General features: G+C 38.4%; 23 protein-coding genes. 16 read left to right on the plus strand and 7 right to left on the minus strand.

Annotated elements, in window-relative coordinates; genetic code table 11:
* Positions 1–45: 45 nt before the first annotated feature.
* Positions 46–3,468: a glycosyltransferase gene (locus tag AAH582_RS15755; RefSeq protein ID WP_343318573.1), complete on the minus strand. Its 3,423-nt coding sequence runs from the start codon at positions 3,466–3,468 to the stop codon at positions 46–48.
* 163 nt (positions 3,469–3,631) lie between these two features.
* Here AAH582_RS15755 and AAH582_RS15760 point away from each other — a divergent pair, with 163 nt between their 5' ends.
* The 4 genes from AAH582_RS15760 to AAH582_RS15775 all read left to right on the plus strand — a co-directional run bounded on the left by AAH582_RS15760 (position 3,632) and on the right by AAH582_RS15775 (position 8,526).
* Positions 3,632–4,471: a DUF4846 domain-containing protein gene (locus AAH582_RS15760; RefSeq protein WP_343318574.1), complete on the plus strand. Its 840-nt coding sequence runs from the start codon at positions 3,632–3,634 to the stop codon at positions 4,469–4,471.
* A 227-nt stretch (positions 4,472–4,698) separates the two neighbouring features.
* On the plus strand, positions 4,699–5,901 hold the full coding sequence (hmpA, locus tag AAH582_RS15765) for an NO-inducible flavohemoprotein (protein WP_343318576.1): 1,203 nt from the start codon (positions 4,699–4,701) through the stop codon (positions 5,899–5,901).
* Between the two features lie 97 nt (positions 5,902–5,998).
* Positions 5,999–6,478 carry an RrF2 family transcriptional regulator gene (locus AAH582_RS15770; RefSeq protein WP_046674500.1) on the plus strand — a complete coding sequence of 160 codons (480 nt, stop codon included), beginning with the start codon at positions 5,999–6,001 and terminating at the stop codon, positions 6,476–6,478.
* Positions 6,479–7,905: 1,427 nt separating this feature from the next.
* Positions 7,906–8,526, plus strand: coding sequence for a hypothetical protein (locus AAH582_RS15775; protein WP_343318578.1), 621 nt, complete (start codon positions 7,906–7,908; stop codon positions 8,524–8,526).
* A 216-nt stretch (positions 8,527–8,742) separates the two neighbouring features.
* Here the strand turns inward: AAH582_RS15775 and AAH582_RS15780 are convergent, their stop codons facing one another.
* Positions 8,743–9,222, minus strand: coding sequence for an SRPBCC family protein (locus tag AAH582_RS15780; protein ID WP_343318580.1), 480 nt, complete (start codon positions 9,220–9,222; stop codon positions 8,743–8,745).
* 119 nt (positions 9,223–9,341) lie between these two features.
* Between AAH582_RS15780 and AAH582_RS15785 the strand changes: the two genes are divergently transcribed.
* Positions 9,342–9,854: a GNAT family N-acetyltransferase gene (locus tag AAH582_RS15785; RefSeq protein ID WP_286753784.1), complete on the plus strand. Its 513-nt coding sequence runs from the start codon at positions 9,342–9,344 to the stop codon at positions 9,852–9,854.
* A 44-nt stretch (positions 9,855–9,898) separates the two neighbouring features.
* Positions 9,899–10,714, plus strand: coding sequence for a metallophosphoesterase (locus tag AAH582_RS15790; RefSeq protein ID WP_343318582.1), 816 nt, complete (start codon positions 9,899–9,901; stop codon positions 10,712–10,714).
* A 15-nt stretch (positions 10,715–10,729) separates the two neighbouring features.
* Here AAH582_RS15790 and AAH582_RS15795 read toward each other — a convergent pair whose 3' ends face one another.
* Positions 10,730–11,311 carry a TetR/AcrR family transcriptional regulator gene (locus AAH582_RS15795; RefSeq protein ID WP_046674495.1) on the minus strand — a complete coding sequence of 194 codons (582 nt, stop codon included), beginning with the start codon at positions 11,309–11,311 and terminating at the stop codon, positions 10,730–10,732.
* Positions 11,312–11,374: 63 nt separating this feature from the next.
* Between AAH582_RS15795 and AAH582_RS15800 the strand changes: the two genes are divergently transcribed.
* Entirely contained in the window at positions 11,375–11,560 is a 186-nt protein-coding gene (locus AAH582_RS15800) for a hypothetical protein (RefSeq protein ID WP_046674494.1), read from the plus strand.
* 627 nt (positions 11,561–12,187) lie between these two features.
* On the opposite strand, the gene AAH582_RS15805 is transcribed toward AAH582_RS15800, so the two are convergent.
* Positions 12,188–12,613, minus strand: coding sequence for a cold-shock protein (locus tag AAH582_RS15805; RefSeq protein WP_046674492.1), 426 nt, complete (start codon positions 12,611–12,613; stop codon positions 12,188–12,190).
* A gap of 404 nt (positions 12,614–13,017) precedes the next feature.
* Between AAH582_RS15805 and AAH582_RS15810 the strand changes: the two genes are divergently transcribed.
* Positions 13,018–13,299, plus strand: coding sequence for a GNAT family N-acetyltransferase (locus AAH582_RS15810; protein WP_046674491.1), 282 nt, complete (start codon positions 13,018–13,020; stop codon positions 13,297–13,299).
* 54 nt (positions 13,300–13,353) lie between these two features.
* Here AAH582_RS15810 and leuS read toward each other — a convergent pair whose 3' ends face one another.
* The gene (leuS, locus tag AAH582_RS15815) at positions 13,354–16,137 is read right to left on the minus strand and encodes a leucine--tRNA ligase (protein ID WP_343318587.1); all 2,784 of its coding nucleotides are present in this window, start codon (positions 16,135–16,137) and stop codon (positions 13,354–13,356) included.
* A 218-nt stretch (positions 16,138–16,355) separates the two neighbouring features.
* Here leuS and AAH582_RS15820 point away from each other — a divergent pair, with 218 nt between their 5' ends.
* The 5 genes from AAH582_RS15820 to AAH582_RS15840 are packed head-to-tail and all read left to right on the plus strand — an operon-like array spanning position 16,356 to position 20,055.
* On the plus strand, positions 16,356–17,234 hold the full coding sequence (locus tag AAH582_RS15820) for a cell division protein FtsX (protein ID WP_046674489.1): 879 nt from the start codon (positions 16,356–16,358) through the stop codon (positions 17,232–17,234).
* 2 nt (positions 17,235–17,236) lie between these two features.
* Positions 17,237–17,476 (plus strand): DUF3098 domain-containing protein, encoded by a 240-nt coding sequence (locus AAH582_RS15825; protein ID WP_046674488.1) that lies wholly within the window; start codon positions 17,237–17,239, stop codon positions 17,474–17,476.
* A 22-nt stretch (positions 17,477–17,498) separates the two neighbouring features.
* Positions 17,499–18,293, plus strand: a complete 795-nt coding sequence (locus tag AAH582_RS15830; protein WP_046674487.1) for an undecaprenyl-diphosphate phosphatase — start codon at positions 17,499–17,501, stop codon at positions 18,291–18,293.
* Between the two features lie 9 nt (positions 18,294–18,302).
* Positions 18,303–19,025 (plus strand): tRNA pseudouridine(55) synthase TruB, encoded by a 723-nt coding sequence (gene truB, locus AAH582_RS15835; protein ID WP_046674486.1) that lies wholly within the window; start codon positions 18,303–18,305, stop codon positions 19,023–19,025.
* Positions 19,026–19,080: 55 nt separating this feature from the next.
* Positions 19,081–20,055: a bifunctional riboflavin kinase/FAD synthetase gene (locus AAH582_RS15840; RefSeq protein ID WP_046674485.1), complete on the plus strand. Its 975-nt coding sequence runs from the start codon at positions 19,081–19,083 to the stop codon at positions 20,053–20,055.
* An 87-nt stretch (positions 20,056–20,142) separates the two neighbouring features.
* On the opposite strand, the gene aroQ is transcribed toward AAH582_RS15840, so the two are convergent.
* On the minus strand, positions 20,143–20,562 hold the full coding sequence (aroQ, locus tag AAH582_RS15845) for a type II 3-dehydroquinate dehydratase (protein ID WP_343318592.1): 420 nt from the start codon (positions 20,560–20,562) through the stop codon (positions 20,143–20,145).
* Between the two features lie 266 nt (positions 20,563–20,828).
* Positions 20,829–22,502 carry a gliding motility protein RemB gene (locus tag AAH582_RS15850; protein ID WP_343318594.1) on the minus strand — a complete coding sequence of 558 codons (1,674 nt, stop codon included), beginning with the start codon at positions 22,500–22,502 and terminating at the stop codon, positions 20,829–20,831.
* A gap of 195 nt (positions 22,503–22,697) precedes the next feature.
* Between AAH582_RS15850 and AAH582_RS15855 the strand changes: the two genes are divergently transcribed.
* The 3 genes from AAH582_RS15855 to AAH582_RS15865 all read left to right on the plus strand — a co-directional run bounded on the left by AAH582_RS15855 (position 22,698) and on the right by AAH582_RS15865 (position 25,308).
* Entirely contained in the window at positions 22,698–24,113 is a 1,416-nt protein-coding gene (locus AAH582_RS15855; protein ID WP_046674484.1) for a glycoside hydrolase family 125 protein, read from the plus strand.
* A gap of 53 nt (positions 24,114–24,166) precedes the next feature.
* Positions 24,167–24,991 carry a glutamate racemase gene (murI, locus tag AAH582_RS15860; RefSeq protein ID WP_343318596.1) on the plus strand — a complete coding sequence of 275 codons (825 nt, stop codon included), beginning with the start codon at positions 24,167–24,169 and terminating at the stop codon, positions 24,989–24,991.
* Between the two features lie 71 nt (positions 24,992–25,062).
* On the plus strand, positions 25,063–25,308 hold the full coding sequence (locus AAH582_RS15865; RefSeq protein ID WP_046674482.1) for a hypothetical protein: 246 nt from the start codon (positions 25,063–25,065) through the stop codon (positions 25,306–25,308).
* Positions 25,309–25,462: the final 154 nt, after the last annotated feature.

A 25,462-nucleotide genomic window follows, 5' to 3' on the forward strand; every position in this document is an offset into this window, starting at 1 on the left:
TCTCAATGCGTAATCCGATCAGGTCGCTGCAATGAATATGTGCTTCTATTCAACTGTTGTTGCCTGCTTTACCCCTCCAGTCCGTTTTAAAGTTCCCCAGGTATTTAATTCACCTTTAATGGCCTTTCTGACAGACTTGAATAAAACGAAATACATCAGTTGCCGCCAGAAAAATCGTTGCGGAAACAAATAAATTAAATTTCTGAGTTTCTCGCCTTCCATTTTAAAAGCAATACCCGCGAAGAATATATCCACAAATACAAAAAGTAAATAATAAAACATCACTTGACCAAAACCGTTATGCAGTGAAAACAGTCCAGCAATTCCCGTCCAGCTGATACCATTCACCTCACTGAGAGAGAAGAGACCACTCACTAGGGAAAATAACATAAATATATCAGCCAAAGGCGCAAATAAGGGGAGTATGATCTGAAATATTAGAATATTGGGCATTCCGACCATACCAAAATAGCCATATTTGGGATTCAATAAGGTCTGTTTATTTTTCCAAAAACTTTGCAACACACCAAAACTCCAGCGGAAACGTTGCTTAAAGAGCATTCTGACTGTATCTGGTGCTTCGGTATATGCGATCGCTTCTGACGAATTCCGAACGGTATAACCGGCTTTTAATATACGCATCGTTAAGTCACAATCTTCGGCCAGTGTATCTGTTGTAAATCCGCCAACTTCCAGAATAACAGACCGCCGAAAGGCGCCGATTGCCCCGGGGACAACTGAAATCATATTGAGCAGATCGAAAGCTCGCCGATCCATATTTTGTGAAGTGACATACTCGATTGCTTGCCAATGGGTCAATATATTGTGTACATTGCCCACCTTAACACTTCCTGCAACAGCTGCAACCTGGGCTGTATTGAAATATTTCATCAATTGCTTTAAAGCATCTGTCTTCAGCTGTGTGTCGGCATCAATACAGAGCACAAACGGTGCATCAGATTGTTGGATACCATAGTTAAGCGCCGAGGCTTTTCCGCCATTTGGTTTTGTAAATATCCTTACCATGGGATGATCACCATACACCTTACTGACCATTTCAAAAGTCTTGTCCTTCGATCCATCATCAACAAAAATCAATTCATAATTGGGGTAATCCAAATTCAACAGGCTTTTTATAGTTGCCAACACGGTTATTTCCTCATTATAGGCAGGAATAATCACACTGACCCTCTCCCGGGAATCCAAAACCAATTGAGATTGATCTTTTTTACTTTTTTGTTTTTGCCGGACTGCCAGATAAGCAATCATTGCTGTTCTAAAAATTGCCAATACAATGGCAATGGAAAATACCAGGTTAAGAAAGATGTTCCCATAAAACAATGTTCCCAAGAACAAGCGGTTGGAAGATCCACTAAATCCCGAATCGGAAGCATTTTCGACGGGCGGCATCAGTTCATCACGTTTTTTGCCCATTAGATCACCAATCGTCGCAAATTTATATCCCTGAGATTTAAAATAATGAATAATACGAGGCAAGGCGGCTATGGTCGCTTCTCGGTTGCCTCCGGCATCATGTAATAGGATAATGTTGCCATTATCGCGTTGTTTGATGACTTCATTATAGATTTCATCCGGCGTACGGCCAGGTAACCAATCATTGGGATCAATGTACTCGCCGATATTGATGTAGTTCTCTTTACGGCTCTGAGCCACGGGTAGGATTTCGGCCACCGTCTGCGGTTCGGCATCGGCATTAAAAGGAGCCCGAAAAAGGATGGTACTATGACCGGTTATACACTCAATGATCTTTCGGGTGGCGTTCAACTCGAACTTAACACGATTTGGCCCTATTGTGGACATATCGGGGTGAAAAAAAGTATGGTTACCGATTTCATGTCCCTCCTGGTATTCGCGACGGACCAGATCCATATTTTTCTCAGCCATCACACCCACAAGAAAGAAAGCTCCCGGAACACGTTCTTTTTTTAAGATGTCCAATACTTGTGGCGTATAAGTAGGATCAGGCCCATCATCGAATGTGAGCACCACCGTCTTGTCTCTTTCTCCAAAGCGCTTAATAACGTAATTACTCGGTGTTTTTACATACACCTGGTCCTGAATCATCAGCGTCGATGGATCGTAAGTAAATTTAACTTCCCCAGGAGCCGGGCTATTGACCAAATCCAAAATTTCTCCATCGCCAATATATTGAATGCCTCCCACCTTGATCTGACTTATTTTCCGAAAGTCAAAGGGTTCTTTTTTCAAATTTTCTTGATTCAATGATCTGGAAATAAACGACCATAAACGAGCGTCTTCACTTCCCAAACGCCAAAGAGCAATGCCTGCAAGTCCCCAGTCATCGGCTTTGCGGATGAGATTGAAATAAGTTGCGGCATCGGTGAAATAGACATCATGGTGCATCCCCGCACCATCTGTATAGCTGAAGTTGAGATTGGAAGATTGGGGATCAAAAGTAATTCTGGCATTGTAATTATGCGCCAAAATAACGGCGTTATCATAGGTCAACGTCTTGCCGACCCGATCTTTCGGCCAGTCATATCCATAACATGCCAAAGCCAAAATCACTTTGTCTGCATCGATCTTATTGCAAAGTTCATCCAGGTTCTTTTCAACCCATGCCTGATGTGAAATGGCGCCGGCATTACTTTCAATCGAATGCTGGTCATAAGCCATCAAAATAATATAGTCGTTATATTTTTGTAACGAAACTGGATCATAATCATCATTTTCAGGTGAAATATCCTGCGTAACAAGCAGGCCCTCGGTGTGAAATACCGTATAGATATGCGCCATAAAATCGTTTAATGGCTTGTGGTCATCCAACTGTAAATTCTCAAAGTCGATATTTATTCCGGAAAAGCCATTTCGTTTGACTTTGAGCAGGATGTCGTCTATGAAGCGCTGCTGTTTATCCGGATGAAGCAAGATGGCTTTCACCGTCTGCCCATCAAAATCGTTACCACTGAAATTGGAAATCTGCGCAATTGCTTTACGCTTATATTGATGGATCACCTTAAGCGCTGCAGTATCCGCTTTATCAACCACGGTATCCTGGGTGGGTACCGTAAAAAAGGACTCCATGGCAACCATATCCAGATGACCGATATTTCGGCGTAAATCGGACAGCGATTGCTCGCGGACTTCATTGGACCAAGAACTGACATAAAAGCCCATATTGATCCTATTTTTGGTTCCAATATGTTTTAAATGCTTGAGCTCGCGATCATGCCTGATCTTCTCCAATTCGGATTTTACAATGGTAAACTCCTTAAATTGTTTGGATTTTTTTAATCTGGCGGTGGACTTTTCGGTCAACGCTGTGTTGGTATTAATTGTTGGAAAAGGAGGAATCTGAATCTTTCCCAATGTATACACCACACAAATTACCCCAATGACCAAACCGATCACCAATGCACTGCTCATCCATGAAAAAGCGTACCAGCGCTTTTTGCTTGACGTCTGAAAAATCTGTTTTTCTGACATAACCATATTCGTATTAACTTCGGCTAAGCTACATCAGAAAATGATCCAAACAGTTGATAAACAGCTTAAAAATTTCTTAATTTTTTCAAATGTTTCACGCTTCGAATTGCATTTAAATTTATTTATATTCGTTGCAACACGTTGCACTAACTAAAACTTATCGATGCGATCACTATATGTCCTCCTTCCCCTCCTTTCTTGTCGGGTCTTTAGCGGCTGCGGACAGCCAAATGTTGCTGCATCAAAATCCCAAGTGCTCGAGTCTGTCACTCCGGAAGTAGCGCGAACTGACGGCAACCAGTTTATTAACGCCGCTGGGATGACGGTCAAATCACGCATTTTATTGCCGGAAGGCTTTAAAAGGGCAAACTATCGGACTGAAGAATTTGGAAATTTCCTTGAAAATCTTCCATTGTACCCCATCGACAGGGAGGTACATTATTACAATGGAAAAATTAAACCTAGAAATAACATCTACAACAGTGTGGTAAAGCTGGACATCGGAAAGCGCGATTTACACCAATGCGCGGATGCTGTCATGCGGCTCAGGGCAGATTACTTATACCAACAAAAGCGGTACAAGGATATCAAATTTAACTTCCTTTCAGACGGTAAACCCCGTACATTTACAAACTACGCAAAAGGAGATTACGCCTACCCAACCTATTGGAAATATTTGGAATATATTTTTGCCTATGCAAATACGGCTTCACTACATGATGAGCTGCCCCGTGTAAAAACGACTCAAGAAGTTAAGATTGGAGATACTTTTATCCAAAAAGGATCTCCTATTGGCCATGCAATCATTGTAGTTGATCTGGCCAAGGACAGCACTGGAAAAACAATTTTACTACTCGCACAAAGCTACATGCCAGCCCAAGAAATACAAATTTTAAACAATTGGAACAACAGCAAGCTTAGTCCTTGGTACGATATTGACCAAGATATTATAAAAACCCCTGAATGGACATTTTATCCTAAAAACCTTAAAACCTGGGAGTAGTCCACTGTGAACAAGACTGTCGTTAAAATCGACCGGATGGTTGTCCATACAAGCAGTAAAAAATAATAAAAGATATTTTTGTCTTTTATTATAATTCTCTATTTTTGTAAACGATAGTCATTTGCAAATGAACCCTATCAAGGTTATAAGATTCCTCACAGCGAGTGGATTTTTTCATTTTTTATTCTGATCAAATAAAAGATAAAAAGGTATTTAAATATTTTATTATGATTACTGAAGCACAAAAAGAGTTAATCAAAGGTACTGTACCGGTTTTAAAAGAACATGGTGTAGCGCTGACCAGTCATTTTTATAAACGTATGTTTGACCACAATCCGGAGCTTAAACATATCTTCAATATGGGAAACCAACAAAATGCGCGACAACAAACGGCTTTGGCTACAGCAGTATTAGCCTATGCGGAGCATATTGAGAATCCCGCAGTCCTTCTTTCGGCAGTGAAACATATCGGACAAAAACACAGTAGCCTCAATATTCGTCCGGAGCATTATCAGATTGTTGGGAAGCATTTATTGGCGTCCATTCAGGAAGTATTGGGGGATGCTGCAACAGCAGAACTAATTGAAGCCTGGGAAGTTGCCTATTTTCAGCTAGCAGATCTGATGATCGGAGTCGAAAAGGATATGTATAATCAGATGATCCAAAACGACGGCGGATGGACGGGCTGGAAGCCATTCACCATTATAAAAGTGGTAGCCGAGACCGATGAGATTCAGTCTATTTATCTCAGGCCAACAGATCAAGGAAGACTTCCAAAACATGCGGCAGGCCAGTATGTAAGTGTACGTGTATTTCTTCCCGAATTACACCTTTATCAACCCAGACAATATAGTCTTTCCGATGCGAGTAATGGCGAGTACCTCCAGATTTCGGTAAAAAGAGAAGCTGCGGGAGGAAAACCTGAGGGTATGGTGAGCAATTATATACATCAATACGTTGAGGTTGGAAAACAACTGGAACTCACAGCGCCAACGGGTTCCTTTCAGCTTATCGAATGTGAAAAACCACATGTATTTATCAGTGGCGGCGTTGGTCAGACCCCATTGATCGCCATGTTAGAGCATTTAGCGGACAAGAAAGAAGACAAACCGATCACTTGGATCCACGGATGCCGTAACCCTGATCTACATGCGTTTAAAGAAAGAGTGAAAACATTGGAAAGCCAACATCAAAACATAACTACTTTTTCTTTCTATGACGAAGCAGAGGATGCGGACGCGAATGTTCTTACGGGTTGGGTTGACCTTGCTAAAATAGATGCTTCTTATCTTCCACAGGAGGCAAACTATTACCTCTGTGGGCCAGCAGGATTCATCAAAAAGCACTTCCAATATTTAATTAATCAGGGTATCGACGCGGAGAACATTCATTTCGAAGAATTTGGTCCCGCATCGCTGCAACTAAATTAATTGTACCGCCCCAATTCATCAGGTAGTCATCCCTAATTTTTAATCATTGGCGGATGGCTATTTTTGATTTTGTACATTTGCAAAAAGCAATGAGATTATGGGTATTTTTTCTAAAACATGTGAATATGGACTAAGGGCAGTTTTTTTTATCGCACAAAGTTCCCAGGAAAATAAACGCGTGGGCATAAAAGAAATAGCTGAGAGCATCCATTCTCCAGAGGCCTTTCTGGGCAAGATACTGCAGAATCTAAGCCGAGCAGGCATCATTCGATCCATGAAGGGACCTGGCGGTGGGTTTTACCTCGACAGCGGAGATATGTCCACACCACTATCCGAGGTCGTTAAAGCGATCGACGGAGAAAGTCTATTTGTCGGCTGCGGCATGGGGCTTGAATTCTGCTCCGAACAATATCCCTGTCCCTTGCATCACGAGTTCAAAAGCATACGCAATAAGCTCTCGGAAATGCTTCAAAAAACAACGGTCGGACAATTCAATGATGACCTCATAAAAGGGAAAATCCTATTAACGAAAAGCCATATCGACCCGGATAAAACCAGGGATAATTCTTTGGATTAACAGGTTTAATCTTCAGTTTTTTCCTTCCTATTTTCTGCCTGTTCGCCCTTATAAAAATAATGAGACGCGCATAAATCCCGCCTTTTATAACATCAATATTAAATTGACGCAACATCAATTAAACACATGAAAAACAATTACATAAACATTTTAAAGCCTTAAAAAAAACAGAATTTAAGGTAACCTACCATCCATTTGCCAAAGGGCCTAAAATCTCCCTCAATTCGACCTTTTAGGCTGAAACTACGCTTGTAAGAAAACCGATCTGGCAGGACCCGGCCGCCTTGATATAACTTCCTGAAAGTAACGTTCATTTTTTATCTAAACAGCCCTATTTAACGCAGAAATGGGATTTCTTCCTAACCGATCACTGGGCAATAATTGCCCTCTTTTTATAGCTTTCCTTTGGGTTAAACCCAAAAAATGAGGATTATTCTCTGACTACTACTGCATTTTTAAGCCTTTTTCAAGGATAGAACACAAAATTAAAAAAAATAAAAAATTAATCTCTAAATAACAATGAATTACACCGTCTATGTAAACAAAAAAAACACATAAAAACACACAATAAAAGGTCTTGTTTGAATAAAAAAAGATATGGATAAAATTTTATCCGTACCTTTTTTTATTCAAGCACAGCTCAAAGGAAACAGCTTCTCCTTGCCGCCTTACACACAAGTCTAACTGATAACGACTATTAATTCCTATCACGTGTTTCGTACAATTCAAGATAGCTTTGCAACGAGCCACACTTTCAAGGATAACCACAGACAAAAAAAGGATTACATTCCCAAATGATCGGCTTCTGAAATAGAGAGCATTTTACCAGGCCGAAACCCCACTCGGGGTGGGCCGCTCATGCCTACATCAAAACACCCAATTTAACAAGCTTTTCGCGCGATATAAAACAGTAACTATTCAGGATCGGTCATTCCCACGTAATCATCATAAAGTCGCTTAAAACGCACGATAATAGCTTTTCAGTCTAACAATTGACCAATCTTAAAAACTCCGCGGTAGACTTACCTGTTTTTTTAAAGATTAAGCTACGAGGCGACTTAAATTACTACCAACGGGAAGTCATCGAAAGTCATCGAAGTATCCCCATATCCAAATCTAGCCACCTCTTAATCGATTTAAGGCAACATCTCCCTACGAAGCACTAGATTAATCTTTTCAAAACAAGAAAAGCACAGAAGAGCTTAAAACGGTTCAAACATCATACCTGCGCCAGAATCTGATTGGTTAGTTAATAGATTCCGGTTACCGAAGAACAATAAATAGACAAATAAAAAGCTTTAAAACAAATAAATGAACCAAATCAGTTAAATTAAAATGTCACAAAATAAATTACCTTATACCTTAAAATCAGATTTGGAAAGTGCAATACAGGCTGTTTTATTATCTTTAAACTTTTTAAAAAGACCATGAATAAAGACACCTCAGTAGTGAGATCATTCTTAAAAGCAGAACTTATAAAGGTTAAGAAAGCCCGTAATGTCATTATTAGAATTTTCTTGGTTATGTTTGCTTTTTGTTACGGTTTTTTCTTATTTGCCTTTTTTTCGAAATGGTCAGCCAGTGAAGATAAGCTCTCGTTTTTCTATAAATCACTCCCTACCCTATCTGTTCTTTTTGTTTATTTAGGTTTTGCATTCGGTATATTGTGCTGGATGGCTTACATTAAAAATCAAAAATTCATCAATGCGCTACAGCAACTAAACGATCATGATATAGCAGTCTACCAGGAGTACAGTAGTCGACTCATGCACTTTTTTGCCGTTGCCGCTCCCTATCTTTTTTATGAAAATGAGATTTTATTCTTTCCGTTAATCGGAAATAAACGGATCGCTATTCATCAAATCCATCGTATTGAAACAAAAATTATCAGAAATTACCGGGGACCTAACAGCTATCGTATCTATTTCTACAATGAATTCAACAAAATTCATCAAGTTACCATGAATCAAAAAGGAGCTTTCGATTTTTTACAGGAAGAGCTTTGGAAGAAAAAACCGGATTTGGTTGTTGTAGCAAGAAATCATTAATAAAAAAGTTTTACGGATACTATCGAAAAAAGTACAACGACGCAACGCTACCGCACAGTCAATATCGGATTTTAATCCAGCCAACAGCGAATCGATGACCTTCTCACGAAACACACGATACGAACAAATCTATAACCTTCTAGCGAAGAACATTCATACGGTTGTTAAGGACGCCTAAGCTGAGCCGATCAATCCTTTATTCTTTTTCCAACAAAGCTACTCTTGAATATACGAGCCATATTTTCCTGATTCCGCAACTTCTTTGATCACTTGATTGCGCTCCTCGAGAAAGCATCGCATATAGCGCGTTAAAAAAAGCCATTCTGCAAATCTCCCCAAAACTCCGAGCGGCGCCTTGAAATTAAATATATCACGCATGACTACTTTTCCATTTTCAAGTTGCTTGAAAATGTGCTTGTGATCCATGGTATGAAATACCCCCTGGGTCATTTGATCTTCAAAAAAATGAGGCTTTTCCATCGCCGTTATCTGCACGGTCAATGTTTGCGTAATGCCGAGATGTCTTGCGTGCCACCGAACCTTTTGTCCTGCTTCGATCAAACCCGTCGTCACTCCATCAATCGCTTTCTCCCTTGTTTTCTTTGCCGAATACATATGCAAATCAATACTACGCGCCAGGTCAAAAACAACAGGTAAAGGAGCTTCTATAACTGTATCTAAAATAAGCTGCGGCATAATATACTCTTAAAAATTTTCACACGAATTTCGTAAAATTCGGTAACTTCTTTAGGATTCAGCATTAGAATTTTATAAATTGAGTGTATTCTATCCAAACAGCAACATAGACAATAAGCATGATAACACTCCTTCCATTCGAAAGATCAGATTTCCCCCTTTTTAAATCCTGGATTGGATCAGCAGAGGAACTATTGCAATTTGCAGGACCTTATTTTTCGTTTCCACTTAGCGATCAGCAACTTGAACAATATATACAAAACCCAAAGCGCCGCGCTTTTAAAATAACAGATACAACAACCACAGAAACTATTGGTCACTGTGAATTAAACTTCGAACGAGACATCCCAAGACTCTGCCGCATTTTAATTGCAAAAAGTTCCGAACGAAATAAAGGCTATGGCAAAAGCACCGTAAATGCACTGCTAAAACTACTTTTCACCGAAGGAAACTATGATATAGCTGATCTAAACGTTTATGACTGGAACTACAATGCAATTCGGTGCTATGAAACCGTAGGCTTCCGGATCAACGAAAATATTATTTCAACAGTAGCAATTGGAGATGAAACCTGGAAAAGCCTCAATATGCAAATCAATAAATCAACATGGAAAGCTAATTTAGCGCGATGAAAAACAAGCGAAAATTAAAGCATATCACCCTATACTTACTTATTATGGGTACATTGATCGGTTTTTATAGCTGGAAAATCGAGCCACATTGGGTAAAATATGAACAGATCGATCTACCTATAAAACATTTACCCGAGGTATTGAACGGAAAATCATTGGTCCAGATTTCTGACATCCACATCGGAAACTATGTGGATAAAGATTTTATAAAAAGAACCTTCCGAGAAATCGCAGCATTAAAACCGGATATCATTGTGTACACCGGCGATTTTGTACGGCTCGTTAATCATAAAATACCCTTAGCTGAGCTTGATAAAGTCATGCAAGTTGCACCAAAAGGCAAACTTCAGACATTGGCGATCCTAGGAAATCATGATTATGGAACGAATTTTAGGGACAGTGCTGCAGCAGATTCAATCGTGAGCCTACTCAAAGGATATAACATCAGCGTATTGAGAAATGAAAGTATAACAATCCATGGGTTAAGAATATTCGGCATAGATGACCTTTGGGGAACGAATTTTAACCCTATCAAAGCTATGAAGGAGTATAACCAATCGCAAGCCAGTTTGGTCTTATGCCATAATCCAGATGCCGCAGACCTCAATGTCTGGAATGGTTACACTGGCTGGATTCTGGCAGGACATACACACGCGGGTCAGGTACGAATTCCATTTTGGGGCTCCCCGATCATACCTGTACGAAACAAGAAATATGATCAAGGAATAAAAAAAATAAGCGGAAACAGAATATTATATATCAATCGAGGACTGGGACACAGTATTCCTATCAGATTCAACGCCAGACCCGAGGTTACAATTTTCACCTTAAAAAAGGAATCACAAAATGAAATCCATTAGGTTCGATCCGACCTTTTAAAGAAGGTATGGATAAAATGCGGTATAAATTGTTTGCCTATAATCGTCTAAGGGGTCTATCCCTTGTGGTCTACCCAAAACAGCATAGCTTGAACTCCAAAAATCCGAAACGATGAAAAGCTGACGCACGAAGCTTTTTAAATTCGACAATGGAATATCTCGACGAAACATACCGGCATCTGCATAATACATAAACAAAGACATCAATTGTTCCTCACGCCGCGCAACCAAACCTCGATAAGATTCGGCGATTTCAGGAATCCAGCTACAGATTTCAACAAAATTCTCAAAAATAAATCTATACTTATCAATTAGTGCATAAGAAACATCCACGAAACCGTTCAGCAGTTGCTGAAAAGGTATTGTCGGATTAGCAGGAAGCAAAATCATTTTATCGTATTCTGCTTGAAGTAACTGAAAGACGTGAAAAATAATATCTTCTGTATGTTTAAAATGATAATGGAGATTACCAGCGCTTATACCCATTTCTTGCGCGATTTGACGTGTCGTTACCGTACGTACACCTTCGCGGTTATATACCTTAATCGCTTCGTTAATAATTTTTTCCTTCGTGTTCATGATACAAATTTAGAACAATTGTTCTAAATTTGTATCATGAAGTATAACGTTAAGACAACATAGATGGAAAAACCAGCAAAAAATTGGCTAAAAAAACAGTATATAGACATCAAACAAACTTTGATCCCCACCCATCCAAGCGATAGCACTTGGAAGAAATTCGGCAAGAAAACTGCATTTTTTATGTTTCTAACCTTAATGGTATGTGGCGCAATTGCAATGTTAATCGCCGTTTCCTTTGCTCACTAAGCAAGGAGCTTTTTGATTGTTTATTTATTTTTTATTGGTGTTGTTGGTTTTTTATCAGATTCACCAGGGCAAATAATTCCCCAATTCCATTCTTGAACAATTGGTTAACAGACTTTGTATTTGTTCCGATTATTATTCATTTTTCATCCACAATCGGAAGCTTCATATTCAATAATAATAAGGTGCACGGCTATCCACTATATCAAATCTGGACGATCTCTTTGCTCGTATCTCTCCTTTTTGAATGGATTATGCCCAAGTACACAAGCTATAATACCGGAGACATTATTGATGTTTTAGCCTATTTTGCTGGCGGCTTATTCTATTTTTATATTCATCAACCTCTCTACATCAGCAGAAATCTTCCATCCCCCCGGTAAACAGGGAACAGCTTTTTACCTCAATACAGATGCAGGCAAGGCGTCCGAAAAACACAATGCTTTGAAACTAATAAAATAAATGAAAGGAGAACCAGATGATTATCTTAATAGCGATATCATATCGATAGGTAAAACCAAGGCCAGTCGAGTTACAGCATAAAAAAACCTTTGTTTGACGCCAATCACGATGATATCAAACAAAGGGCCTTATTATTAACACCTGATTTTCCAAGTGTTCTCTTGCGTGCTAATATTCAATCAAAACCTCAGTCACTTGCGCACCTTGTTTTGCACTTTTGAATTTAAACTTCACCTTTTGGTTGAGGTTTAATTTCTGACCGACGAGACGGTCATTGAAATATATTGATTGCTGCGTTTCGTTGTCCCTAATAAAACCGTAATTGGACTCTGTATTATAATGAACAACCTTTCCAAAAGAATAGTCTTCTTGAGGAGAAGCGTTATAGGTCGGAGCTTCACCTTCTTTCAATTTTACCGGCGGCTTGTCTGAGATATTTCCGTATTCATCAACATAAGCAAACAATTCTTCTAACGACTTTCCCTTGTCATTGTTTGTTTTGTTGAATTCTTTTTTCTCATTCTTTTGTTGCTTTTTAAGTAGCTTCTTTTTTTCTCGTTCTTTTTTGTTAAATGTAATTTGGCTTTTGCTCATTCAATATGGATTAAAATAAAATGTTCCCGAAGAGGTTACGGACCTTTAGAGCTTCATTGAAAAGATAAAAATGCGAGGTATACTAAGGAGATATTTGCAAAGATAAGAAAAATTCTTCAGAAAATGACTATTGAACGTTTGTATTCATGACGATATCAACGTAGCGCGAGTTCATCATTCGTTGATTTTAAACCCGATGTATAGGTAATAGTTTTATACGTATTTTTTTTGTGAAGGCCCCTAAAGCAAACAATAGGTTGACTAGTGGTGACTTTAACCTTCAATTGTGGATAAGCGCCTATACTCTCGCATCCTATCGCAAATAGACAACCCCAATTGCAATCCTAAAATTGATAAATTCCATAAAACAAAAAGATCATTTAGACGTTACTTTTAAAAAAACTATGGAAATAAGAAACATCGAAAGGGACGAAAAAGGCAATTTTATTGCAGAAGTTGAAAATAATGAAGCCGGAATTTTAGAGTATACCTGGCAAAACGACCATGAGTTTTCCATTGATCATACAGAAGTCTACGACGAGTATCAGGGAATGAGTGTGGGAAAAAAATTGGTACTGGAGGCTGTTGACTACGCCCGAAAGAATAATGCTAAAATTATCCCAAATTGTCCCTATGCAAAGGCTATCTTCGATAAAACAATAGCTTTTCAAGATGTGTTGGCATAAAAAAGCCGTTTTATCCACAGGATAAAACGGCTTTTTTATTGCGTATTGAGTGGGTTAAATCACAATATTGATTATTTTTCCTTTGACAAAAATGATCTTTTTGATCGCCTTCCCATCTAAATGCCGTTGTACATCAGCATGGGCTTTAACCGTATCTTCTACTGCTTTTTGATCTAAATCAAGCGCTAATGACAGATTAAATTTCATCTTACCATTGAAAGATACCGGATAAGCAAATTCCGATTCAACTAAATATTCTGGTTTAAATACAGGATATGAAGCGTAAGATAGTGTACCAGCTTCATTACCCAACAGCGCCCACAACTCTTCCGTAATATGTGGTGCATAAGGCTGAAGAGTAATAACAAGCTGTTCCAATATTTGTCGTTTATTGCATTTCAACTCGGTCAATTCATTGACACAGATCATAAAGGCTGAAACTGAAGTGTTGAATGAAAAACGCTCAATATCATCTTCCACCTTTTTGATAATTTTATGTAAGGCTTTAAACTCTGCTTTGGATGGATCTTCATCGGAAACAGTGAAACTACCCTCAGCATCGTGGAACAGTCGCCATACTTTACGTAAAAACTTATAAACCCCTTCAATCCCATTTGTATTCCAAGGCTTAGCTTGCTCCAAAGGCCCCAAAAACATTTCATATAGTCGTAATGTATCTGCTCCATAGGATTCGATAATATCGTCCGGATTGACCACATTGAATTTGGATTTTGACATTTTCTCCACTTCACTGCCGCAGATATACTTACCATTTTCCAACACAAATTCGGCATTGGCAAAGTCAGGTCTGAAAGCTTTGAATTTTTCCAAATCCAACTGATCATTATAGACTATGTTTACATCGACATGTAATGGAATTGTTTTATATTCGTTTCTCAACCCATAGGATACAAATTGATTTGTACCTCTACCCTCTTCATCCAACACACGATACACAAAATTAGAGCGCCCTTGAATCATGCCCTGATTAATCAATTTGCGGAATGGCTCTTCCTCATTTTGGTAGCCCAAATCTTTCAAAAACTTGTTCCAAAAACGCGAATATAACAAGTGTCCAGTAGCATGCTCAGAACCACCGATGTATAAATCTACGGCTTTCCAATAATCCACAGCCTCTTTAGACGCAAAATTACCCTCATTTTTGGGATCCATATATCTAAACCAATACCATGAGGAGCCCGCCCACCCTGGCATCGTACTCAATTCATACTCATATTGATCTTCGTATTTCCAATCTTTGGCTCTTCCCAATGGCGGTTCACCCGATTCCGTCGGCAAATATTTATCTACTTCCGGTAGTAATAACGGCAACTCTTCTTCTTTTATTAAATAAGGCAATCCATTTTTAAAGTAGACCGGTACGGGTTCTCCCCAATAACGCTGACGACCAAAAATAGCGTCACGCATACGAAAGTTTATTTTTGCTTTCCCTAATTTTAATTCCTCCAATTTAGCAATCAACGCAGGGACCGCCTCTTGGTAAGTCATACCATTGATAAAGTCGGAATTGATATATTTCCCGTCTTTATTAGGATCAGCCTCTTCTTCAATATGTTGGGTATCCGAAATAGGAATAATAGGAAGAGCAAAATGTTTAGCAAACACATAATCACGTTGATCGCCACTCGGAACAGCCATTACAGCACCTGTACCATAACCGGCAAGTACATAATCTGCAATCCAAATTTGTACATCTTGTCCTGAAACAGGATGTTTAGCATAAGAACCTGTAAAAGCACCAGAAACTGTTTTCGTATCGGCCATACGATCCAATTCAGATTTTTTCGCCGTTTTCTCGATATAGGCATCCACTTCAGCTTGCTGCTCAGGTGTCGTCAATGCAGCCACCAATTCATGCTCTGGAGCCAATACGATAAACGAAACACCAAATAGGGTATCTACGCGTGTCGTAAAGACTTCAATTGCTGTATTGAATTGTGGTACTGGAAACTTCACGGAGGCACCTACTGATTTTCCGATCCAATTTCGTTGCATTTCGACTAAAGGTTCCGGCCAATCAATTGTATCTAAACCTTTCAACAAACGATCCGCATAAGCCGTAATACGCATAGACCACTGCATCATCTTCTTTTGTTCCACGGGATAACCACCGCGCTCAGAGACACCGTTGATTACCTCGTCATTCGCTAGTACTGTACCTAAAGCAGCACACCAGTTTACGGTACTTTCACGCAAATAAGCGATCCGATATTTCAATAATTCCCGTTGTTGTTTCTCTTCATCAAAAGATTTCCATTCTTCAGCGCTGAATGCTAAGACATCTTCATCGGAAACCGCTGAAATGCCAGCAGAGCCACTTGCAACAAACCTAGCGATTAATGTTTCGATCGGTTCAGCTTTATCTGACTCTTTATTATACCAAGAATCAAACAATCTCATAAAAATCCACTGTGTCCATTTGTAGTATGACGGATCGGAAGTACGTACTTCCCTACTCCAGTCATAAGAGAATCCTATGTTATCCATTTGCTCACGATAACGATTGATATTTACCTCAGTCGTAACAGCAGGATGCTGACCAGTTTGAATGGCATATTGCTCTGCAGGAAGTCCAAAAGAATCATATCCCATCGGATGCAATACATTGAAACCTTTCAAACGTTTATATCTTGAAAAGATGTCCGAAGCAATATATCCCAGCGGGTGACCAACGTGCAGCCCCGCTCCGGAAGGATAGGGAAACATATCCAATACATAGTATTTAGGCTTTTGATGCGTATCGGACGTTTTATACGTTTGATGATCCGCCCAAAACTTTTGCCACTTTTTCTCTAATGATTTGTGATTATACTCCATTTTTATTCGTAAGGAATTTTTATGACTTGCGAAATTACGATTTTAATACTGAAATGTGATAAAAGTTTTGTAGTTTGAACAATAAATTATAGTATTGAAAAGTTAATTAAACATAGGAAGAAAACAGCGTTCGAATTGATTTTTATCAAAGTAATTACAAGATTAATTCGAAATCTTCCCCTCAAATAGTTACTTTCGCAAATAAATTTTTGCTTATTATGTCAGAATACGAATTAAGCACACAAAAAAGAAAAACAAAATCTGTTTATGTATCGACGGTTATCAGTATCGCTCTCGTGTTGCTGGTAACAGGTATGTTGGGATTACTCTTGGTGCACGCTAAAAATCTTTCGAAATACGTTAAGGAAAATATCGTCTTAAACGTCATCGTAAACGATGGCACAAGTGAAGGTGATGTCCTTTCACTACAAAAAGACCTTGAAAAAGATCCCTACGTACTTCGCACCGAATATATTAGTAAAGAATTGGCGGCAAAAAACTTGAAAGAAGATCTTGGTGAAGATTTCGTACAATATCTAGGGCATAACCCACTGTTACCTTCTTTGGATGTGTACATGAAAGAAAATTATGCCAATACAGATAGTATTAAGACTTTTATTGAAAAAATCTCCAAAAACAATAAAATTAAAGAAGTCGTATACCAGGAGTCGTTAATTGATATGGTTAACAAAAACGTACGCATCATTGGAATGATTGTTTTGGCTTTTGCGGTTATCCTACTGATTATCGCCGTAGCTTTGATCAACAATACGATACGTCTTGCGATCTATTCGCAACGTTTCTTAATTAAAAGTATGCAATTGATTGGGGCGACGAAAAACTTTATTCGTAAACCTTTTATAACCTATGGCATCATTCATGGTTTACTGGGATCTTTGATCGCAATTTTACTGCTCATTTTGACGCTGAAATTTGCACAGCAGCAAATACCAGAACTGGTCTTTTTACGCAACTGGTTCGAATTTGCGGTGATCTTTTTAGGCGTAATCTTGATCGGGATTCTCATTTCGGGACTTAGCACCTATTTCGCAGTAACAAAATATTTAAAGGCACAATCTAACGATTTATACAGATAAAAATGGCTCAAATAAAGAAATCTACTGAATCAGTCAACAAAGGTTCATTTGTATTCTCCAAAGTAAATTACCAACTGTTTATAGCGAGCTTAGCTATTGTAGTCATTGGTTTTACATTGATGTCTGGCGAAACTGACATTTATAGTTTTACCAAGATTACCTTAGCCCCTATTGTTGTTGTTCTTGGGTTTGCGATCGGATTCGCAGCAATCCTATATCGTCCCAAAAACAAATCAAATTAAAGCATAATCTTATTTCAAACAGATGTCTATTATTGAAGCTATCATCCTTGCTATTATTGAAGGATTAACGGAGTTTTTGCCTGTATCTTCGACAGGTCATATGATCATTGCTACTGCACTAATGGGTATTCAACCCTCAGCCTTTGTTAAACTATTTACGATTGTCATCCAATTAGGAACGATATTATCCGTATTGGTGTTATACTACAAGCGTTTTTTTAAAACACTATCATTTTACTACAAATTGATCATTGCAGCTATCCCCGCCTCTGTGTTGGGTCTGCTATTCAACGATTATATTGATTCACTGTTAGAGAGCCCTTTAATGGTCGCCGTGATGTTGGTGGTCGGCGGTCTCGTTTTACTTTTTGTGGACAAGTGGTTCAACAAACCAACTGTTGAAGATTCGGACAAGGTTTCCTACAAACAAGCGTTTATGATCGGGGTATACCAATGTCTTGCATTAATCCCGGGCACCTCAAGATCTGCAAGCACAATTATTGGTGGTATGGCCGAGAAACTAACGCGTAAAGCTGCTGCCGAATTTTCCTTTTTCCTTGCTTTACCGATGATGTTTGGCGCTTCTGCAGTAAAACTTTTAAAGTTTTTTAAAGAAGGTAACACCTTCACAGGAGAAGAACTTAATTTGCTTATTATCGGAAATCTAATTGGTTTCGTTGTAGCAATCGTCGCTATTAAGTCTTTTATTGGCTTTTTGACCAAATATGGTTTTAAAGCATTTGGCTGGTACCGAATCATCGTTGGTGTTATTATTCTTGCCCTCCTACTTTCGGGTCATAGTTTACAAATTATCTAAAATCTTTGGATGGAAAATATAGAGGTTAGTGAAAACTCAGCAAAGTTCAATTTTGCTGAAGGAGAAATGTTGTTGATCGATAAACCTTTAACATGGACAAGTTTCGACGTGGTTGGTAAAGTTAGAAACTCAATCAAACCATTAAAATTAAAAGTTGGTCATGCAGGTACTTTAGATCCACTGGCAACGGGTCTACTCATTGTATGTACCGGAAAACTAACAAAAAAAATAGACAGCTACCAAGCTGAGGACAAAGAATACACGGGTTCGATCACCTTAGGAGCGACGACGCCTTCTTACGATCTGGAAACAGAAATTGACCAGACCTTTTCAATCGATCACATCACGGAGGACATGATCTTCGAAGCAGCAAAATCCTTTGAAGGCGATATTCAGCAATTTCCCCCTGCCCATTCAGCCATAAAAATTAATGGCGAGCGTGTCTATGAAAAGGCCCGTCGTGGCGAGGAGGTTGAAATAAAGTCCCGCCAGGTACATATCAATAGCTTTATCATTGAAAAAATCGAGCTCCCCAACGTATATTTTCGTATATCCTGTTCAAAAGGAACCTACATCAGATCGTTGGCCTACGATTTTGGAAAATTCTTACAGAGTGGATCACATCTGAGTTCCTTGCGACGCACCAAAAGTGGAGATTATCGCGTAGAAAATGCTTGGAACCTTGAACAACTTATCGCTGAAATAAAACGTCATAAGGAAATCATTAAATAACTTTACCGTCCCATTTTATTGATTCTTTATCTTATTTTTGCAAAAACTCCTATAAATGAAAATCTACAGAAGTTTAGATGATTTCTCACCAGTTGAAAATGCAGTTGTAACCATCGGTACTTTCGATGGTGTTCATATTGGCCATCAAAAAATATTGGCTCACCTAAAGGAAGCAGCTCATAAAATCAATGGTGAGACAATTTTGCTTACTTTTTTCCCACATCCACGATTGATTATCAATCCAGACGATGATAGTTTACGCCTGATCAATGATATCGAAGAAAAGGTCAGTCAATTAAGCAAAGTGGGAATTGACCACTTAATTATCATTCCTTTTTCCCGTGATTTTTCAAATCAGACTCCAGAAGAATACATTAGCAATGTTCTTGTCGGCAAACTGGGTACAAAAAAGATCGTAATAGGTTATGATCACCATTTCGGAAAAGATCGAAAAGGTACTATGGGCGATTTAGAACAGTTTGCATCTATATTTGACTACAGCGTTGACGAAATTCCAGAGCAAGATATCAATGATATTGCAGTGTCCTCTACACGCGTGCGTGAAGCGCTTATAAAAGGCGATATAAGAACGGCTAATCTCTATTTAGGTTATCCTTTTGAATTAACAGGAACTGTGATTAGAGGCGACCAAATTGGGCGTACAATCGGATTTCCAACAGCAAACCTCCAGGTTCACGAACCGCATAAATTAATACCGGCCTATGGCATTTATGCGGTCGAGGTATACATTTATAATCATATCCAAAACATCACTACGGGCGAGTATAAAGAGGAAAGTCCAGTATCAATTGCGAAAGGCATGGGCTATATCGGTACCAGACCAACCGTTGATGGCATGAATCGGGCAATTGAAATCAGCCTTTTCGATTTTGATCAGGATATTTATGGCAAGACGCTACGCGTCAAGTTCCTTCATTTTATACGACATGATGAACGCTTTGACTCACTTGAAGAAATGAAAGCTCAGATCAAAGCAGACGAAGTCGAAATTAGAAGTCTTATTGGTTAGAACAAGTCTGTTAGCTATAAAACAAAAAGCGGGAATTCCCGCTTTTTGTTTTATAGCTATTTTTTCTCTTCCTTGCAAAAGAAGATATTATTTAATAAATGCCTCGATTCCCAATCTGTAACTATCCAAACCAAAACCACAGATCACCCCTTTACAATTCTTTGCGAGGAACGAATGATGGCGAAATTCCTCTCTTTGATGGACATTGCTTATGTGAACTTCGATAACTGGTGTTGTGATTGCTGCAATTGCATCGCCAATCGCAACTGAAGTGTGTGTATAAGCTCCAGCATTCAATACAATTCCATCAAATTCAAAGCCGACTTCGTGTATCTTATCGATTAATCCCCCTTCAGAATTGCTTTGAAAATAGGCTAATTCCACCGTTTCAAATTGTTGTTTTAGTTCTTCAAAATAGCTCAGGAAGTCCTGGCTACCATAAATTGATTTCTCCCTTACACCCAACAAATTCAAATTTGGGCCATTCAATATGAGGATTTTTTTCATTGGAATATCATTAGTTTTGTGCTGGTCCATTGGCTAACTAAGCGAACCCTTGCCATTTTCTGTCTAAGTAAATCTTTTTTAAACCGTAATACATCGTAAGAAGGGATCGTCAACGATCGAATATTTATTTTAATTGTACCCAAGTTGTCTTCCCTAATTGTCAATTTGTGCTAAAACTAAATTTAAAAACAAACTATATTGGTTTTATAGCATTTATCGCCAAATCAATATAGTTTATTTTAATTTAGATCGGTTTATAAAAATTTCTATAAATCGTTATAAATTGCCCGGAAACTTGAACGAAGTCCAAATGACACTACGCCAGATTTATTGACTACAGGTGTTTCATATTGTGCTTTTGCGTAACGTTGGGTATAACCAAGTTCTAAACGGAGGTTATACTTGGGATTAAGCACATAGGCAGCCTTAGCATCCGCATAATAGATATTATTCTTTATTCCTTGGGCAATATGATTTCCATATAGATTTGGTATTGTATTATAGGATTGGAAGATGTTACCGCCCATATTACTTCCATCAGGCAGATCAAGTCCATTTTGGGTAAACATACCCTGTAACGAAAAGTCCCATCTATCCCATGCATAATTCACAAGGCCAACAAGCTCTCTAAAGTTTGCCCCTTTCGGATGAGCCAACGGTTCGGCATTGTTGCTATAGTTTGAATACGATTTAAAGTGTGCGTAAGTATATGGTCTGGCTGTATTATACTCAGCTAAAAAGTTCAGGTTTTTCACACCAAACATATCATATCCCCTGACACCAACTTGTGCTCCCCATTTGTTGTGCGCATATCCATTCCCGGCAAAAAACTCTTTCGCGGTAAACTCCCCCAATAAGAACTGACCATATGCCGTCAAATTATAGGGTAGTTTATATTTGGAAGTCAATCCCAAAAACATTTTGTCCGGCGAAGTACGATTATTATTTTCAACAGGTCGGATAAAGATAATTGGACTTAGATAACTGAAATCAAAACCTCTTTTTCCAGCTTCATCTTGGGCAGCCCAAACAACAGATTGAAAAAATCCTATTGATAACTTATTGGTTACATTCCAGTCCAAATATTGGAAAGCCCCCCATTTTTTTCCATCCCCCAAACGTGTGTTATTCTGTCCCTCCATAGGAGTTGTACCAGTCAAATCCTGTCTAGGATGCGTCGGATCATTCATGTAGGCCCAGATCGACGTATATTGAACGTTTCCTATCGTGCCGGTCAACTTCAAATGTGCATAGTTTGAAGAAAAATCCGATAACAGCATGGATCTATACCCGTCTCCAATAAAGTTCTTGTCATAGGCCAACGTCGCTTGAATATACTTATGTGCGTCATAGGTCATACTGGCTGTCGCATACATCCAGTCCATTTTATTTTTGGACTGAAATTTTGTATTTCCTTGACCAGGGATAACTTTATTAGCAACGATATAGTCATCCAAATATTTGGGAAATACCGCCTGACTTTCAAATGCGGAAGTATTGAATGTAAATTTATTACCTACGTTCAATCCCACCTGAAATCCTCTGCTATTCATCCATGTCCGACGCTTGTCGCCTAACATATCCTTTCCAATATAAAGATCCGGTAAAAAATCAGCATAGAATGTATAATCTTCTTTCTCAACCTGCACCAGATGTTCATTAAAAATCTTACGCATAAACCAATTGGACGAAGAAACAGGCTTATTGGATTGGATTGAATCAAACTTGGCTAACAATAAAGAGTCTTTGATGACGAATGGTTTAGCAGCAGTGTGCATCCTCGTTTCAGTAGAATAAACCGCATCGTTCATTTTTTGATAAAAATGATACGAATAAGGCTGACTCTTAATCTGGGCAAAACCGCCGAAGGAAATACCTACCCCCATGCTTGCCAGCACAATTCGGAGTAAATTATTATTTTTTGTTATATTAAGCCTCATAAAATTATTTCAAAGATTATTTTTTCTAGCAAAATGCATTCCTAAACGCAAATTAACCGAATAAAAATGACTTTATTCCTATGTTCAGTCAATTTTATAATGCTAAATCGTATTTGCTATTCCTTTTATTCAAAAATATTTATATCTTGCATATTAGTAAATAACCTTATAACATAAAAATCAGTCCTAGCAAGCATGAAACGCAGAACATTTATCCAAAACGCAAGCCTGTTAACCGCGGGTGCACTTACAAGCAAATTTTCATTTGCTCAAGAACATTCTTTTCCCACTGTACGGACAAGTAAAGAGAAAAGACTTTTCTCGAGCAAGGTCATCGAAGATGCCATTGTAGAATTTCAGAAAAATGTTAAAAATAAGGAACTGGCCTGGTTATTTAACAACTGCTTTCCGAATACCCTAGACACGACTGTATTTCCCTATGTCCAAAACGGAAGAAATTACACCTATGTAATTACAGGGGATATTGATGCCATGTGGTTGCGCGATAGCAGTGCGCAGGTATGGCCATACCTCCCTTTTATGAAAAAGGACAAAAAGCTTCAGGATCTTATTGTTGGCCTAATCCAAAAACAGAGTAAATGCATCAACATTGATCCCTATGCCAATGCATTTTACAATGATCCAACAAAGAAAGGCGAATGGTTCAGTGATCACACAAATATGAAACCTGGAATCCATGAACGAAAATGGGAAATCGATTCATTGTGTTATCCAATTCGATTAGCTTATCATTATTGGAAAGAAACGAATGACAGCAGTCCATTTAATGAAGAATGGTTAGAAGCGCAACATAAAATATATCAGACATTCGTTGAGCAACAGCGCAAAGATAGTCTGGGCCCATACAAATTTGAACGTACAACCTCCAGAGGCTCCGATACATTACAGGTAGATGGCTACGGATACCCAGTAAATCCAGTTGGTTTGATCTGCTCCAGTTTTAGACCATCAGACGATTCTACCATTTTCTCCTTTCTTATTCCATCCAATTTATTTGCGATCGTTAGTCTTAGACAATCTGCCGAAATTTTGAAAAAGGTTAAAAATGAACATGAACTCGCTGCCAAAATGGAAACGCTGGCGAATGAGGTCGAAACAGCGGTCAATACATATGGTATTATCGACCATCCGACACTAGGCCGAATATATGCCTTTGAGGTAGACGGTTTTTCCAGCCATCTTATGATGGATGATGCAAATATTCCGAGTTTACTGGCTCTACCTTATTTAGGGGCTGTCGATCTAAATAACGAAGTTTATCAACGTACGCGTAACTTTGTTTTGTCTGATAAAAATCCATTCTTTTTTAAAGGAACAGCAGCAGAAGGCATTGGCGGACCTCACATAGGAAGAGATATGATCTGGCCGATGTCCATTATTATGCGAGCGCAAACTTCGACAAATGATGACGAGATTCGCAATTGCATTAAAACATTGGTCAATACGCACGGTGGAACTGGATTTATGCATGAATCTTTTCATAAAAACGATCCTAAAAAATTCACAAGACATTGGTTTGCTTGGACAAATACATTATTTGGCGAATTAATTTGGAAAATTTATAAAGAGAAGCCATCTTTGCTTCAATAAAGCTGAAACTTATAACACAATGTTATAAGTGGAAGAACTTATAACATTGTGTTATGGATAATTTATCAAAACCAGGTGCGATTGGTATTTTTGACTCCGGTTACGGAGGACTCTCCGTATTTAAGGAAATTCAACATCTTTTACCTCAGTATGATTATATCTATTTAGGAGATAATGCTCGGGTCCCTTATGGTACACGGTCCTTTGAAACCGTTTATAACTATACCAAACAATGTGTTTTTAAACTATTTGATCTGGGTTGTAACCTTGTTATTCTGGCATGTAACACTGCTTCAGCAAAAGCATTAAGGACTATTCAACAGCATGATCTTCCCCCTGGAAAAAAAGTCCTCGGCGTCATCAGACCAACTACCGAAATTGTACACAATTTTACGAAAACGAATAAGATCGGGATTTTAGCTACTACGGGAACGGTAAAATCTGAATCCTATAAAATAGAAATACACAAATTCAATCCAGAAATAGAAGTTTTTCAACACGACTGCCCATTTTGGGTCCCTTTAGTAGAAAATAACGAAATCAATACAGAAGGCGCTCATTACTTTGTAGAAAAAGATATTCGGGAACTTTTACAACAGTCCGATCAGATCGACACCATTGTGCTTGCCTGTACCCACTATCCATTATTGCTGCCCGTAATCAAAAAATATACACCAAGCTATATCAATATCATTTCTCAGGGTCCAATTGTTGCAAATAGCTTAAGGGACTATCTCCATCGTCATCAGGAAATTGAAACACTTTGTTCCCAAAATGGGCAATTGGCTTTCTATACGACAGATGATCCGACAGACTTTGAAAGTAAAGCGAAAATATTTTTTGGACAACCAATAGCCGCAAGCCACATCAGTGTTTAACAAATAAAAGGCAATGATTTTTAAAACTTTTACTTCCTGGTCTTCGTTATGTTGATAAAAAGGCTAGTACAATGAAAAAGAACTTTATAACCATTGCTTACAATCAGGATACACAACATTGTGAATCCAAAGAATTTTCAAGTATTCAGGAAAGTGCAGATTATTTTAAAACTTTCGAGACATCTGCCCAGCCTAACTATGTACCCGTGTGTATCTACAATTTAAACACAAACACGATTCTGGACATAAGTGATTATTATGTAAACAAGGAAACTGAACTCCACCGAATCGTAAAACACTGCCTGGCGGAAAAATAACTCTTTTAATATTTAAAATCTATTGGCTGGCTAGCATCCTCCCTTTCTGATTAATATGAGTTATATATTTATATTATTACATTCTGTAAAATAATATTTCATTAATTTTTAATATCTTCAAGCAGATAATCAGACCAAAAAACAACTAACAGAT

Source organism: Sphingobacterium multivorum (assembly GCF_039511225.1).
GTDB lineage: Bacteria > Bacteroidota > Bacteroidia > Sphingobacteriales > Sphingobacteriaceae > Sphingobacterium.

Bases quoted from the DNA above. Each gene is read 5' to 3' on its own strand.
- AAH582_RS15755 (WP_343318573.1), bottom strand. From the start codon at position 3,468: ATGTCAGAAAAACAGATTTTTCAGACGTCAAGCAAAAAGCGCTGGTAC.
- AAH582_RS15760 (WP_343318574.1), top strand. From the start codon at position 3,632: ATGCGATCACTATATGTCCTCCTTCCCCTCCTTTCTTGTCGGGTCTTT.
- hmpA (WP_343318576.1), top strand. From the start codon at position 4,699: ATGATTACTGAAGCACAAAAAGAGTTAATCAAAGGTACTGTACCGGTT.
- AAH582_RS15770 (WP_046674500.1), top strand. From the start codon at position 5,999: ATGGGTATTTTTTCTAAAACATGTGAATATGGACTAAGGGCAGTTTTT.
- AAH582_RS15775 (WP_343318578.1), top strand. From the start codon at position 7,906: ATGAATAAAGACACCTCAGTAGTGAGATCATTCTTAAAAGCAGAACTT.
- AAH582_RS15780 (WP_343318580.1), bottom strand. From the start codon at position 9,222: ATGCCGCAGCTTATTTTAGATACAGTTATAGAAGCTCCTTTACCTGTT.
- AAH582_RS15785 (WP_286753784.1), top strand. From the start codon at position 9,342: ATGATAACACTCCTTCCATTCGAAAGATCAGATTTCCCCCTTTTTAAA.
- AAH582_RS15790 (WP_343318582.1), top strand. From the start codon at position 9,899: ATGGGTACATTGATCGGTTTTTATAGCTGGAAAATCGAGCCACATTGG.
- AAH582_RS15795 (WP_046674495.1), bottom strand. From the start codon at position 11,311: ATGAACACGAAGGAAAAAATTATTAACGAAGCGATTAAGGTATATAAC.
- AAH582_RS15800 (WP_046674494.1), top strand. From the start codon at position 11,375: ATGGAAAAACCAGCAAAAAATTGGCTAAAAAAACAGTATATAGACATC.
- AAH582_RS15805 (WP_046674492.1), bottom strand. From the start codon at position 12,613: ATGAGCAAAAGCCAAATTACATTTAACAAAAAAGAACGAGAAAAAAAG.
- AAH582_RS15810 (WP_046674491.1), top strand. From the start codon at position 13,018: ATGGAAATAAGAAACATCGAAAGGGACGAAAAAGGCAATTTTATTGCA.
- leuS (WP_343318587.1), bottom strand. From the start codon at position 16,137: ATGGAGTATAATCACAAATCATTAGAGAAAAAGTGGCAAAAGTTTTGG.
- AAH582_RS15820 (WP_046674489.1), top strand. From the start codon at position 16,356: ATGTCAGAATACGAATTAAGCACACAAAAAAGAAAAACAAAATCTGTT.
- AAH582_RS15825 (WP_046674488.1), top strand. From the start codon at position 17,237: ATGGCTCAAATAAAGAAATCTACTGAATCAGTCAACAAAGGTTCATTT.
- AAH582_RS15830 (WP_046674487.1), top strand. From the start codon at position 17,499: ATGTCTATTATTGAAGCTATCATCCTTGCTATTATTGAAGGATTAACG.
- truB (WP_046674486.1), top strand. From the start codon at position 18,303: ATGGAAAATATAGAGGTTAGTGAAAACTCAGCAAAGTTCAATTTTGCT.
- AAH582_RS15840 (WP_046674485.1), top strand. From the start codon at position 19,081: ATGAAAATCTACAGAAGTTTAGATGATTTCTCACCAGTTGAAAATGCA.
- aroQ (WP_343318592.1), bottom strand. From the start codon at position 20,562: ATGAAAAAAATCCTCATATTGAATGGCCCAAATTTGAATTTGTTGGGT.
- AAH582_RS15850 (WP_343318594.1), bottom strand. From the start codon at position 22,502: ATGAGGCTTAATATAACAAAAAATAATAATTTACTCCGAATTGTGCTG.
- AAH582_RS15855 (WP_046674484.1), top strand. From the start codon at position 22,698: ATGAAACGCAGAACATTTATCCAAAACGCAAGCCTGTTAACCGCGGGT.
- murI (WP_343318596.1), top strand. From the start codon at position 24,167: ATGGATAATTTATCAAAACCAGGTGCGATTGGTATTTTTGACTCCGGT.
- AAH582_RS15865 (WP_046674482.1), top strand. From the start codon at position 25,063: ATGAAAAAGAACTTTATAACCATTGCTTACAATCAGGATACACAACAT.